12 protein-coding genes are annotated in these 12,967 nt (G+C 71.9%); 8 read left to right on the top strand and 4 right to left on the bottom strand.

What is annotated here, in order from left to right; translation table 11 throughout:
- Positions 1–92: 92 nt before the first annotated feature.
- The 8 genes from ACZ39I_RS17310 (at position 93) to ACZ39I_RS17345 (ending at position 7,161) form a co-directional block, all read left to right on the top strand.
- Positions 93–722 (top strand): TetR/AcrR family transcriptional regulator, encoded by a 630-nt coding sequence (locus ACZ39I_RS17310; RefSeq protein ID WP_467245221.1) that lies wholly within the window; start codon positions 93–95, stop codon positions 720–722.
- Positions 723–854: 132 nt separating this feature from the next.
- A complete protein-coding gene (locus ACZ39I_RS17315) occupies positions 855–1,157 on the top strand; it encodes an urease subunit gamma (RefSeq protein WP_037710300.1) in 303 nt (100 codons plus the stop codon).
- A gap of 8 nt (positions 1,158–1,165) precedes the next feature.
- Positions 1,166–1,477, top strand: coding sequence for an urease subunit beta (locus ACZ39I_RS17320; protein WP_393600907.1), 312 nt, complete (start codon positions 1,166–1,168; stop codon positions 1,475–1,477).
- Positions 1,470–3,191, top strand: coding sequence for an urease subunit alpha (locus tag ACZ39I_RS17325; protein WP_467245222.1), 1,722 nt, complete (start codon positions 1,470–1,472; stop codon positions 3,189–3,191). Before ACZ39I_RS17320 ends, ACZ39I_RS17325 begins: the two co-directional genes overlap by 8 nt.
- A complete protein-coding gene (locus ACZ39I_RS17330) occupies positions 3,191–3,865 on the top strand; it encodes an urease accessory protein UreF (RefSeq protein ID WP_467245223.1) in 675 nt (224 codons plus the stop codon). Before ACZ39I_RS17325 ends, ACZ39I_RS17330 begins: the two co-directional genes overlap by 1 nt.
- A gap of 114 nt (positions 3,866–3,979) precedes the next feature.
- Positions 3,980–4,657: an urease accessory protein UreG gene (gene ureG / locus ACZ39I_RS17335; RefSeq protein WP_467245224.1), complete on the top strand. Its 678-nt coding sequence runs from the start codon at positions 3,980–3,982 to the stop codon at positions 4,655–4,657.
- 5 nt (positions 4,658–4,662) lie between these two features.
- Positions 4,663–5,418: an urease accessory protein UreD gene (locus tag ACZ39I_RS17340; RefSeq protein ID WP_467245688.1), complete on the top strand. Its 756-nt coding sequence runs from the start codon at positions 4,663–4,665 to the stop codon at positions 5,416–5,418.
- Positions 5,419–5,547: 129 nt separating this feature from the next.
- A complete protein-coding gene (locus ACZ39I_RS17345; RefSeq protein WP_467245225.1) occupies positions 5,548–7,161 on the top strand; it encodes an alpha/beta hydrolase in 1,614 nt (537 codons plus the stop codon).
- Between the two features lie 78 nt (positions 7,162–7,239).
- Here ACZ39I_RS17345 and ACZ39I_RS17350 read toward each other — a convergent pair whose 3' ends face one another.
- From ACZ39I_RS17350 to ACZ39I_RS17365, 4 genes are all read right to left on the bottom strand, one after another.
- Positions 7,240–8,262 (bottom strand): NAD-dependent epimerase/dehydratase family protein, encoded by a 1,023-nt coding sequence (locus ACZ39I_RS17350; RefSeq protein WP_467245689.1) that lies wholly within the window; start codon positions 8,260–8,262, stop codon positions 7,240–7,242.
- Between the two features lie 74 nt (positions 8,263–8,336).
- On the bottom strand, positions 8,337–9,056 hold the full coding sequence (locus ACZ39I_RS17355; protein ID WP_467245226.1) for a lysophospholipid acyltransferase family protein: 720 nt from the start codon (positions 9,054–9,056) through the stop codon (positions 8,337–8,339).
- Between the two features lie 141 nt (positions 9,057–9,197).
- Entirely contained in the window at positions 9,198–10,442 is a 1,245-nt protein-coding gene (locus ACZ39I_RS17360) for a PP2C family protein-serine/threonine phosphatase (protein ID WP_467245227.1), read from the bottom strand.
- Positions 10,443–10,500: 58 nt separating this feature from the next.
- The gene (locus ACZ39I_RS17365) at positions 10,501–12,942 is read right to left on the bottom strand and encodes a SpoIIE family protein phosphatase (RefSeq protein ID WP_467245228.1); all 2,442 of its coding nucleotides are present in this window, start codon (positions 12,940–12,942) and stop codon (positions 10,501–10,503) included.
- Positions 12,943–12,967: the final 25 nt, after the last annotated feature.

The following is a 12,967-nucleotide window of genomic DNA, read 5'->3' on the forward strand; positions in this document are numbered from 1 at the left end:
AAAAAGAAGGATCGTTCGTTTTGGGATTGCTCCCACCGTGCCGCCGTCCCCGCGCCTTGTCAAGAAGGAATGTTCGTTCTACATTGGACGGCATGGCTCGCGTATCCCAGGCCCACCTCGACGCCCGGCGCCGGCAGATCCTCGACGGTGCGGCGGTCTGCTTCGCCCGCAACGGCTTTCATGCCACGTCGATGCAGGACGTCCTGAAGGAGGCCGCTCTCTCGGCCGGGGCCGTGTACCGCTACTTCAGCGGCAAGGAGGAGCTGATCGGCGCGATCGTCGAGGAAGTGCTGGGCCAGGTCCGCGAGGGTTTCGAGGAGGCGGCCCGCAGTAGCCCGCCCCCGCCTCCGGACGTCCTGGTGGCGTCCGTGCTCGGCCGTGTCCTCGCCGCCAAGGAGTCCCTGACCGTGGACGGGCGGCCGGCGTTCCCGCGGCTGGTCGTCCAGGTGTGGACCGAGACCCTCCGCAACGAGGAGCTCGCGGCCCTCCTGCGTGAGGGCTACGGCGTCGTGCGCGAGACCTGGACGCGGATCGTCCGGGCGTACCAGGAGGCCGGAATCATGCGGCCGGACGTGCCTCCGGAGGACGTGGCGCGCACGATGATGGCGGCAGCGATGGGCTTCCTGGCCCAGCAGGCCCTGTTCGGACCGACGCCCGCCGAGGTACTGAGCGACGGTCTGCGGGCGCTGATGAGCATGCGGGACGAAGCCGACACGCGCTGATGGATCACAGCTCGGTTAACGTGCCTGAAACCGGATCCAATTAGCCTGCGGATCCACGCCACCAGGGACTTTGCCCCGGGGCTGAGGCAACCGGGCCCCGCACGGTCCGGAGCGAGGACTGTGAGGTGGGACGTGCAACTGACCCCGCACGAGCAAGAGAGGCTGCTCATCCACGTGGCGGCCGACGTGGCCGAGAAGCGCCGGGCCCGCGGGCTCAGGCTCAACCACCCCGAGGCGGTCGCCCTCATCACGTCGCACATCCTCGAAGGCGCGCGTGACGGCCGTACCGTCGCCGAACTCATGGCCTCCGGGCGGACGTTGCTGTCCCGTGACGACGTCATGGAGGGCATTCCCGAGATGATCCACGACGTCCAGGTCGAGGCGACCTTCCCGGACGGCACCAAGCTCGTCACCGTCCACGACCCGATCGTCTAGGGGCACCGATGATTCCCGGAGAGATCCTCTTCGCCGACGGGCCGATCGCCTACAACGAGGGCCGCGAGGTCACCCGGCTGACCGTCCTCAACGCCGCCGACCGGCCCGTCCAGGTCGGCTCCCACTACCACTTCGCCGAGGCCAACCCCGGCCTGGAGTTCGACCGGGCCGCGGCCCGCGGCAAGCGGCTGAACATCGCCGCCGGCACCGCCGTGCGCTTCGAGCCCGGCATCCCGGTCGACGTGGAACTCGTCCCGCTCAGCGGCGCCCGCGTGGTGCCGGGTCTGCGCGGGGAGACCGGAGGTGCCCTCGATGCCTGAGATCTCTCGTGCCGCCTACGCCGACCTGTTCGGCCCCACCACCGGCGACCGCATCCGGCTCGCCGACACCGATCTGCTGATCGAGGTCGAGGAGGACCGTTCCGGCGGGCCCGGGCTCGCCGGTGACGAGGCCGTGTTCGGCGGCGGCAAGGTCATCCGCGAGTCGATGGGCCAGTCGCGTGCTACGCGCGCAGAAGGCACCCCCGACACGGTCATCACGGGCGTGGTCGTCGTCGACCACTGGGGTGTCGTCAAGGCCGACGTGGGCGTCCGCGACGGCCGGATCACCGGGATCGGCAAGGCGGGCAACCCCGACACCATGGACGGCGTCCACCCGGACCTGGTGATCGGCCCCGAGACCGAGATCATCGCGGGCAACGGCCGGATCCTGACCGCGGGCGCCATCGACGCGCACGTCCACTTCATCTGCCCGCAGATCGCCGACGAGGCACTGGCGTCCGGCGTGACCACCCTGGTCGGCGGCGGCACCGGCCCCGCCGAGGGCTCCAAGGCCACCACCGTCACCCCCGGCCCCTGGCACCTCGCCCGGATGCTGGAGGCGATGGAGCAGTACCCGCTCAACATCGGCTTCCTCGGCAAGGGCAACACCGTCTCCCACGAGGCGATGCTGTCGCAGATCCGCGGGGGCGCCCTCGGGCTGAAACTGCACGAGGACTGGGGCTCGACCCCGGCCGTCATCGACGCCTCGCTGACCGTCGCCGAGCGGACCGGCATCCAGGTCGCCATCCACACGGACACCCTCAACGAGGCCGGTTTCGTCGGCGACACACTTGCCGCGATCGCCGGCCGGGGCATCCACGCCTACCACACCGAGGGTGCGGGCGGCGGGCACGCGCCGGACATCATGACCGTGGTCTCCCAGCCGCACGTGCTGCCGAGCTCGACCAACCCGACCCGGCCCTTCACCGTCAACACCGCCGAGGAACACCTCGACATGCTGATGGTGTGCCACCACCTCAACGCGGCGGTGCCGGAGGACCTCGCCTTCGCCGAGTCCCGCATCCGCCCCACGACCATCGGCGCCGAGGACATCCTGCACGACCTGGGCGCCATCTCGATCATCTCCTCCGACTCCCAGGCCATGGGGCGCGTGGGCGAGGTCATCATGCGGACCTGGCAGACCGCCCACGTCATGAAGCGGCGCCGGGGCGCCCTGCCGGGCGACGGCCGGGCGGACAACCACCGCGTACGGCGCTATGTCGCCAAGTACACGATCAACCCCGCCGTCGCTCAGGGCCTCGCGCACGAGGTGGGGTCGGTGGAGACGGGCAAGCTGGCCGACCTGGTGCTGTGGGAGCCCGCGTTCTTCGGGGTCAAGCCGCATCTCGTGATCAAGGGCGGGCAGATCGCCTACGCGCAGATGGGCGACGCGAACGCCTCCATCCCGACCCCGCAGCCGATCCTTCCCCGACCGATGTACGGGGCGATCGGACGGGCCCCCGCCTCGAACTCCTTCAACTTCGTGGCGCCGCTCGCCATAGACGACGGGCTTCCGGAGCGGCTCCAGCTCGGGAAGAGGTTCGTGGCCATCGAGTCGACGCGCGGGGTCACCAAGGCCGACATGCGGGAGAACGACGCGCGGCCCGACGTACGGGTGGACCCCGACAGCTTCGCCGTGCACATCGACGGGGAGCTGGTGGAGGCCACACCGGCTGCCGAACTGCCCATGGCCCAGCGTTACTTCCTCTTCTGATGTCCAGGGCTGCGCTGCTCGTCCTGGCCGACGGCCGCTTCCCCGCCGGGGGCCACGCGCACTCCGGCGGGGCCGAGGCGGCCGTCAAGGCGGGGCGGATCACCGGGGCGGAGAGCCTGGAGTCCTTCTGTCGGGGCCGGCTGCACACGACGGGGCTGGTGTCGGCGGCGCTGACCGCGGCGGCCGTACTCGGTGTGGACCCGCGGGAGTTGGACGCGGCGGCGGACGCCCGCACGCCGTCGCCCGCTCTGCGGGCCTCCGCGCGGAAACTGGGGCGGCAGCTGATGCGGGCAGCCCGGGCGACCTGGCCGTCGGACGAACTCGACGCGGTGGCACGGGAGTTCCCCAAGGGCGCCCACCAGCCCGTTGTCTTGGGGCTGGCGGCACGGGCGGCGGGCCTGGAGCCCCTGGACGCGGCCTACTGCGCGGTGTACGAGAGCGTGAGCGGGCCCGCGTCGGCGACGGTGCGGTTGCTGAGCCTGGACCCCTTCGATGCGACGGGCGTACTGGCGCGGCTGGCACCGGAGCTGGACCGCGTCGCGGACCAGGCGGTCGACGCGGCGCGGAGGGCTGTCGACGATGGGCCCGACTCCTTGCCCGCCGCCTCGGCGCCGTTGCTGGAAATCGCCGCGGAGGCACATGCGGCATGGCCAGTACGCCTGTTCGCGTCATAGGGGCGCTCAGGTGACCCACTCAGGGGCGCGGGCTGCATCGATATGCGGCTCCGCCGCGCGGGCGCGACCAGCCCCTACGAACCCGCACCCGACAACGAACCCCAGGAGCCGTACATGCACTTGGACCACCACCACGACGGCCCCGCCGCCGTAAGCGCCGACGCCCACCGTCCCGACGGCTCCCACCGAGCCCTGCGTATCGGCTTGGGCGGCCCCGTCGGCTCCGGCAAGACCGCCACCGTCGCCGCCCTCTGCCGGGCCCTGCGCGACGAGTTGTCCCTCGCCGTCGTCACCAACGACATCTACACCCGCGAGGACGCCGAGTTCCTGCTCAGGGAAGCCGTGCTGCCGCCGGAGCGGATCACCGCGGTGGAGACCGGCGCCTGTCCGCACACCGCGATCAGGGACGACATCTCCGCCAACCTGGAGGCCGTCGAGGACCTGGAGGACGAGGTCGGCCCCCTGGACCTCATCCTCGTGGAGAGCGGCGGCGACAACCTCACCGCCACCTTCTCCAAGGGCCTGGTGGACGCCCAGATCTTCGTCATCGACGTGGCCGGAGGAGACGACATCCCCAGGAAGGGCGGCCCCGGCGTCACCACCGCCGACCTGCTCATCGTCAACAAGACCGACCTGGCCCCGTACGTCGGCTCCGACCTCGCGCGGATGGCCGCCGACGCCAAGGCCCAGCGCGCCGAACTGCCCGTCGTCTTCCAGTCCCTGCGCAGCGAGGCGGGCGTCACGGCCGTCGCCGACTGGGTGCGGGCGCAGCTCGCCGCGTGGACGGCATGACCGCCATGACCGGGGTGCGGGCCACCGCGCGGATGGTCGCGCGGGACGACGGCCGCGGCGGCACGGCCCTGCCCGTACTGGAGAGCGACGGGCCGCTGGCGCTGCGGCGGACCCGGGGAAGCGGCACCGAGCCGCGGGTCATGCTCGTCGGCGCGATGAGCGGGCCTCTCGGCGGCGACCACTTCACCGTGACGGCCGACATCCAGCAAGGCGCCCGGCTGTGTGTCGGATCGGCCGCCGCCACCATCGCCCTGCCGGGCCAGACCAAGGGCGAGGCCCGCTACGACGTACGGCTCACCGTCGCCGACGGCGGCGAACTGCGCTGGCTGCCCGAGCAGTTGATCTCCGCGGGCGGCAGTGACCTGTACGTCACCACGCGGATCGACCTCGCGGCGACAGGCCGGCTCGTGCTGCGGGAGGAACAGGTCCTCGGGCGGGTGGGGGAGGAGCCCGGGCGGCTCAGCAGCCGGCTCGTGCTGCGCGTCGCGGGCCGGACCGTGCTCGACCAGGAGCTGTCCTGCGGCCCGGGGGCGCCCGGCGGCTGGGACGGCCCGGCCGTGCTCGCGGGGCACCGGGCGGTCGGTCAGCTCCTCGTCGTACGGCCGGAGTTCGCCGACGAGCCGGTCCCGGCGCAGGTGCTCGGCGAGGGCGCCGCCGTCGTGCCGCTCGCCGGACCCGCCGCGCTCGTCACCGCCGTGGCCCCGGACGCCCTGCTGCTGCGCAGGGTGCTGGACGCGGCGCTGGTGACGCTCGCCCCCTAGTCCGCCGAGCGAACAGCTTCTTCCGTTTATCGGATTGGCAAAGAAGCACGGCAAACCCTGTTCACAGAGACTTCACAACGACGAGGATCCCCGTACGAATTCGAAACGACGTACGGGGAGGGATCCCTCTTGAGGGAGACGAGACCGAAGTGGCGCACGACGGCACTCGGTTCGGCCGGCGTGCTCATCACGGCCACACTGATATCCGGTGCCGTCGCGGCACCCGCGTCCGGCGCCAACACGTCCGACACGACGGCCCGGCACGCACAGGACCGGGAGGCCGTCGGCGCCGCGATCGCCGCCGCCCGCGCCGCGAAGGCCGGTATCGACTGGGCGGACTGCCCCACCGACTGGGGGATCGCCAAGCCGGTCCAGTGCGGCTGGGTCAGCGTGCCGCTGGACTACGCCAAGCCGAACGGCAAGCAGATCAAGCTCGCCGTCGACCACATCGGCAACACCGGCACCGCGGCGGAGCGCCAGGGCGCCCTCGTCTACAACCCGGGCGGACCCGGTGGCTCGGGCATGCGCTTCCCGCTCCGTGTCACCAACAAGAACCCGATCTGGGCCAACGCGGCCAAGGCGTACGACTTCGTGGGCTTCGACCCGCGCGGCGTCGGCCACTCCGCGCCCATCTCCTGCATGGACCCGCAGGAGTTCGTGAAGGCGCCCAAGGCCGACCCGGTGCCGGACTCCGAGGCCGACAAGCGCGCCCAGCGCAAGCTGGCCCGTGAGTACGCCGAGGGCTGCGCCGAGCGCACCGGCAAGGCGATGCTCCAGCAGATGACCACGCCCAACACCGTGCGCGACCTGGACGTCATCCGTGCCGCGCTGGGCGAGAAGAAGCTCAACTACCTGGGCGTCTCCTACGGCACCTACATCGGCGCCGTCTACGGCACGATGTTCCCGGGCCACGTCCGCCGCATGGTCGTCGACAGCGTCGTCAACCCGTCGAAGGAGAAGGTCTGGTACGAGGCCAACCTCGACCAGGACATCGCCTTCGAGGGCCGCTGGAAGGACTGGGAGGACTGGGTCGCCGCCAACGACGCCGCCTTCCACCTCGGCACTACCCGGGCCGCGGTCGAGGCGAAGTGGCTCGAACTGCGCGCCACCGCCAAGAAGAACCCCATCGGCGGGGTCGTCGGCCCGGCCGAGCTGATCGGCTTCTTCCAGAGCGCCCCGTACTACGACTCCTCGTGGGTGCCGGTCGCGACGGTGTTCAGCAAGTACGTCGCCGGTGACACCCAGGCGCTCGTCGACGCGGCCGCCCCGGACCTCACCGACACCGCGGGCAACATCTCCTCGGAGAACGGCACCGCCGTCTACACGGCCGTCGAGTGCACCGACGCCAAGTGGCCGACGAGCTGGAAGAAGTGGGACCGCGACAACACCGCGCTCCACAAGAAGTACCCGTTCATGACCTGGGCCAACGCCTGGCTGAACCTGCCCTGCGCCACCTGGCCGGTCAAGCAGCAGACCCCGGTGAACGTCAGGACCGGCAAGGGTCTGCCCGGCGTACTGATCGTGCAGTCCGAGCGTGACGCGGCCACCCCGTACGACGGTGGCGTCGAACTGCACAAGCGCTTCAAGGGTTCCCGCCTGATCACCGAGAAGGACGCGGGCTCGCACGGTGTGACCGGCCTGGTCAACCCGTGCATCAACCCGCGGGTGGACGCCTACCTGCTCACCGGCAAGCTGGACAAGGCCGACGTGACGTGCGCGCCGCACGCCACGCCCAAGCCGTAGCACATACGCACCACGGGACAAGGCGGCCGGAAGCCACCGGCCGCCTTGTCTCATGCGCCTTTTCTCATGCGCCTTTTCTCATGCGCCGAGCGAGTCGAGATACGCGTCCTCCGCCGCGTAGTCGAACAGGTCGCCGTAGGTCTGGAACATCTTCGGGTACGCCTCCCGCCAGTCCCGCCCGGCCAGGTGCGCCTCGATCCAGGCGACGGTCTCCGGCAGCCGGTCCGCGTACCGCACCACGGCCCGGTAGCCCAACTCCCGTTCCGCGGCGGACATGTCGCAGACGACCGGGACCGGCACCGACCACGGGGTCTCGCCCACGGCCGACGACGGCGGCGGCCCGTCCAGCGGGACCGTCCGGGTCTCCACGCCCATGACGGTGTCGATCGCGGCGGCGATCTCCGCGACCGTGGGGGCTTCCGGATCGACGGCGTTCAGGGCCCGGGTGCCCGGCTTCTCGGCCGCGAGCCGGATCAGCTCCGCGATGTTGTGGACGCTCGCGGTATGGAAGCGGCTCTTCCCGCCGAAGGGCAGGACGCGCCGGGTCCGGCCGTCCAGGTTGCGTTTGACGAAGTAGAGCTCGCGCGGTGTCCGGCAGTGCGGTCCGTGGATCGCGCCGGCCCGCAGCAGCGTGGTGGGCAACCGCTCCCCGGCCGCGAGGAGTTCACGCTCGAGCCCCGCCTTGCGGGTGCTGTACGAGGTGTCGCCCGGCGTGACGGTCCGCTGGTCCTCGGTCAGGGGCACCGGATACTCCGGGAAGCCGTCCGGCTCCTCCTGGGTGTCGAAGCCCCGGCCCTTGTCGTCCTCGTACACCGACACGCTGGAGATCACCACGGCCGAGCCCACACGGCCGGCCAGCGACACCAACTGCCGTGCGTGCGCGGGGCCGTAGGCGACCATGTCCACCAGGACCTCGCAGCCCTCGCCCACCGCGGCGGCCAGCGCGGCCTCGTCGGCCCGGTCGGCCCGCGCGGTACGCACCTCGGCGGGCCAGCTCTCGTCCCGTCCGCCGCCCCGGGAGACGGCCGTCACCTCCCAGCCGCCCCGGGCCAGCGCGCCCACGGCCGCCCGCCCGATCTGTCCCGTCGCTCCGACCACCACAGCACGTCGTGTCATGCGGCGACCGTACGGCGCCCACCCCCGCGTCATCCAGGGGATTCTGCCGACGGCAGACCTCAACCCAACGGCAACCGCGGGAACTTGCGCTCCTTGGCCGCGGCGGTCTCCTCGGCCTTCACCACGGCCGCGTACTGGTCGACGTACTCCTGGCCGGACAGTTTCAGGATGGCGTACATGATCTCGTCGGTGATGGCCCGCAGGATCGCCTTCTCGTTCTCCATCCCGGCGTAGCGGGAGAAGTCCAGCGGCTTGCCGAAGCGGATCACCACGGGATGGATGTTGGGGATGACCTTGCCGGGCGGCTGGGCCTCGAAGGTGCCGATCATCGCGCAGGGGATGACCGGAACCTGCGCCCTGAGCGCCATCACCGCGACGCCGACCTTGCCCTTGTAGAGACGGCCGTCGTGGGAGCGGGTGCCCTCCGGGTAGATGCCGAGCAGTTCGTCCTTGCTCAGCACGCCGAGCCCCTCGCGGATGGCGGCCTGACCCGCTTCCTTGCCGGAGCGGTCGACAGGGATCTGCCCGGCGCTGCGGAAGAAGAAGGCGGTCAGCCGGCCCTTGATGCCGGGGCCGGTGAAGTACTCGGCCTTCGCCAGGAAGGTGATGCGCCGCTTGAGCACCGCGGGCATCAGGAAGTGGTCGGAGAAGGACAGGTGGTTCCCGGCGACGATGGCCGCACCCGACTCCGGGATGTGCTCCAGGCCCTCTATTCGGGGCCGGAAGACCAGTCTCAGCAACGGCCCCAACAGCACGTATTTGAGCAGGTAGTAGAACAAGAGGGGGCGCTCCTCGGTCGGGCGGACGGCTCAACTCCGCGTTCTGGCTGGTCAACCGGCGTGAGGCGGGGCTGTCAGTGTAGGCGCAGGCGGCGACGCCCGGAACAGCACGAGGAGAGGTCTCACCGGACCTTGGCCTGTTCACAGCCGTACGATCACCAACGCCGTGTCGTCCGTGGCGCCGCCGGGCGGGAGCAGCTCCAGCAGGACCGCGTCGGCGAGGGTCTCGGGGTCGTCCTCGCGGTGCCGGGCGAGGGAGTCGGCGAGCCGGGCGAGCCCCGTGTCGATGTCCTCGCGGCGCCGCTCCACCAGGCCGTCGGTGTACAGCGCGAGGGTGGCGCCGCTGGTGAAGGTGGTCGCGGCCTGCGGCCGGGGCATCGGGTCGGGGCGGGCGTCGAGCGGCGGGTCGGTCGCCCTGTCCAGGTACTCCACCCGGCCGTCGGGGTGCACCAGCATCGGCGGCGGGTGCCCCGCGCTGCTGTAGGTGATGGTGCGGTGGTCGAGGTCGATGAAGGTGGTGACCGCCGTGGCCGACTCGGCACCGTCGACGACATGGGCGTACCGGCCCAGCACGTCCAGGGCCTGACCGGGCCCCGCGGCGACCCGGGAGGCGGCGCTCAGGGCGCTGCGCAACTGGCCCATCACCCCGGCGGCCGCGAGACCGTGGCCCACCACGTCACCGACCGAGACACCGACGCGGTGCCCGCCCACCAGGTCGACCAGGTCGTACCAGTCCCCGCACACGTGCAGCGCGCCGACCGCCGGCCGGTAGCGCACGGCGGCCCGGTGGTGCAGGGTCTGCCTGCCCGTGGGCAGCATGGCGTCCTGGAGGGCGAGGGCGACCTCGCGGTCACGGGCGTGGGCCTGCCGCAAGCGGTCGTTGACCTCCTGGAGCTCACGGGCGCGGGTGTAGAGCTCGGCCTCCAGGACGCTGTCCTGGCTGGTGCTCGGGCCGCCGCGGGCCCGGATCAGCTCGGTGACCTCCTCGACCCGGTGCACGAGCAGCCGGACCTTGCCGTCCGTGTCGAGCAGCGGCGCGTTGCAGGGGCTCCAGTAGCGCTCCTCCCACGCCCCCGGCCGGCCCGGCGCCTCGACGTCGTAGCGCTGCAGGGCCATGGAGTCGCGCTCCCCGGTCTCCAGCACCCGGCGCAGGGAGGTGGCCAGATTGTGCATGCCGGTCGACGCGGGTTCGTTCGGGTTGTCCGGGAAGACGTCGAAGAGATAGTGGCCCACGACCTGTTCGCGCCGACGCCCGGTCATGCGCAGGAACTCCTCGTTGACGTCCGCGTACACCAGGTCGGGCGTGAGCAGCGCGACCATGCCGGGCAGGGCCTGGAACACGGCTGGGTAGTCGATGGAGTCGGTGTCGCTGGGTATGTCGCTCATGGCTGCCGCCTCCCTGCCGGGACTGCCCTATTTTCCCACGGTATGGGTGGTCCGGCGGTCAGTCCGGCGGATCCGCGAGGGACTGCTCGGCCCAGATGATCTTTCCGTCGGGTACGAACCGGGTGCCCCAGCGCCGGGCGAACTGGGAGACCAGCAGCAGTCCCCGGCCGCCCTCGTCGGTGGTGCGCGGATGGCGCAGATGGGGCGCAGTGTCCCCGCTGTCGAACACCTCGCAGATCAGGGACCGCTCACGGATCAGCCGGAGCCGGATCGGGCCGACGGCGTACCGAATGGCGTTGGTGACGAGTTCGCTGACGACCAGCTCCGTGGTGAAGGCCAACTCCTCCAGGCCCCACTCCGTCAGCTGCCGGGACGCCGTCTTGCGGGCCTCGGCGACCCGGGCCGGGTCGACGGGCACGTCCCAGTCCGCGACCTGGTCGGGGCCCAGCAGCCGGGTGCGGGCCATGAGCAGGGCCACGTCGTCGTGCGGCCGGTCCGGGGCCAGGGCGTCGACGACGGAGCGGCAGCGCAGGTCGAGCGAGGGCGCGGGCCTCTCCAGGGCCTGGCGCAGCCGGTTGCGGCCCGCGTCCACGGCCCACTCCTCGCCGCGGGCGAGCAGCCCGTCGGTGTGCAGCGCCAGGGTGCTGCCCTCGGCCAGGGCCACCTCGACCGACTCGAAGGGCGGACCGCCGACGCCGAGCGAGGGCCCCTGCGGCAGGTCCACGAAGGCGACCGTGCCGTCGGGCAGGATCACGGCGGGCCCGGGATGGCCGGCTGCGGCCATCGTGCACTGCCCGTCGACCGGGTCGTAGATGACGTACACGCACCCGGAGCCCCGGGCGCTGTCGGTGTCCTCCGTCTCCGGCCCCGCCCCCTCCTCGCGCGCCGCCCGGGCGACCAGGTCGTCCAGATGGCCCAGCACCTCCTCGGGCGGCAGATCCAGCGCCGCCAGCGTCCGTACGGCGGTCCGCAGCCGGCCCATGGCCGCGGCGGCGCCGATGCCGTGCCCGGGCGCCTCGCCGACCACCAGGGCGACCCGGGCGCCGGAGAGCGGGATGAGGTCGTACCAGTCCCCGCCGAGGCCGGTCAGCTCGTCGGCGGGCCGGTAGCAGGCGGTCACCTCCACGGCGTCCTGCTCGGGCAGCCGGTGGGGGAGCAGACTGCGCTGCAGGACGAGCGCCGCCTCGCGTTCCCGTGTGTAGCGCCAGGCGTTGTCCACGCAGACGGCGGCCCTGGAGACGAGGTCCTCGGCGAGGTTCAGATCGTCCTCGTCGAAGGGTTCCTGGCGGCGCCTGCGGAAGAAGGTGGCGACGCCCAGGGTGACGCCCCGCGCGCGGATCGGCACGACCAGCACGCTGTGCAGGCCCAGCTCCAGGAAGGTCGCCCGGCGGTCGCCCGGTATGTCGGTCGCCCACTCCGCGGCCAGCGGGTCCAGTCGCTCCTCCCGCCAGGGCGTGCCCTCGACCAGACACCGCAGCGGGGGCGACCCGGGCCGGTAGGCGGCCACCTCGCCGATCTCGACGACGGCCTCGGGGACGCCCTCGTTCACCGACTGCTGCCCGGCCCGCAGCAGTGTCACGTCCGCGGTGGGTTCCGCTCCCCGCAGCACCGACTCCAGCAGGTCCACGGTGAGGTAGTCGGCGAGCGCCGGTACGGCCACGTCGGCCAGCTCCTGCGCGGTGCGCCGGATGTCCAGGCTGCGGCCGATGTACTCGCCGGCCCGGTCGAGCAGGGCGAGGCGCTGCCGGGCCCGGTGCCGCTCGGTGATGTCGACGACCGTGTAGTAGACGCCCATCGGGTGACCCCGGTCGTCGTCGATCCGGGTGAACGACATCGTGTGCGCGGTCTCGCGGTGCGGGGCGGAGCGCACCCGGCCGACGTGCTCGTACTCCACGATCGGCTCACCGGTCTCCAGCACGCGCCGCATCTGCGCCTCTATCGCCTCGGCGTCCAGACCCGGCTGGATCTCCGCGAACCGCAGCCCGAGGCGCCGCTGGGCCGGGGCGCTGCCGAACTGCTCCAGTGCCGGGTTGGACCACACACAGCGCAGGTCCGTGTCCACGACCGCGATGCCGATGGGTGACCGGGTGACCATCTGTTCCAGGACGCGGCGGCTCATGTCCCAGCCGGGTGCCTGTGCCATCTCGGAGAGCAGGACCAGCCAGCGTTCCGAGTGGTCTGAGTTGTCGGTGTTCTCGGCCACCGTGATCCGGACCATCACCGGGACCGGCCGGCCGTGTTTGTGCAGGGCGGTCAGCAGCCCCGCCCAGCTGCCGTCGGCCCGGCAGCGCTCAGTGATCTCCGGCAGTCGGCGGGCGTCCTCGGGGGCGAGAAGGGCCGCGACGCTCCGTCCCACGGCCTCGGCGGCGGGGTAGTCCAGCAGGCGCTCGGCGTCCCTGGTCCAGCCGGTCACCGTGCCGTGGGCGTCGAGCAGCAGGGGCGCGGCATCGGCCACGTCGAACCGATGCCGCGCGGTGTCGTGCTCCTCCTGAGCGCCCACGGCCGACCTCTCTGTCGCTGAGAGT

The organism is Streptomyces sp. NPDC024687, assembly GCF_055559055.1.

Excerpts from the sequence above, each read along its gene's own strand:
- ACZ39I_RS17340 (WP_467245688.1), top strand. The coding sequence starts at position 4,663 with ATGACCGGGGTGCGGGCCACCGCGCGGATGGTCGCGCGGGACGACGGC.
- ureG (WP_467245224.1), top strand. The coding sequence starts at position 3,980 with ATGCACTTGGACCACCACCACGACGGCCCCGCCGCCGTAAGCGCCGAC.
- ACZ39I_RS17330 (WP_467245223.1), top strand. The coding sequence starts at position 3,191 with ATGTCCAGGGCTGCGCTGCTCGTCCTGGCCGACGGCCGCTTCCCCGCC.
- ACZ39I_RS17325 (WP_467245222.1), top strand. The coding sequence starts at position 1,470 with ATGCCTGAGATCTCTCGTGCCGCCTACGCCGACCTGTTCGGCCCCACC.
- ACZ39I_RS17320 (WP_393600907.1), top strand. The coding sequence starts at position 1,166 with ATGATTCCCGGAGAGATCCTCTTCGCCGACGGGCCGATCGCCTACAAC.
- ACZ39I_RS17360 (WP_467245227.1), bottom strand. The coding sequence starts at position 10,442 with ATGAGCGACATACCCAGCGACACCGACTCCATCGACTACCCAGCCGTG.
- ACZ39I_RS17310 (WP_467245221.1), top strand. The coding sequence starts at position 93 with ATGGCTCGCGTATCCCAGGCCCACCTCGACGCCCGGCGCCGGCAGATC.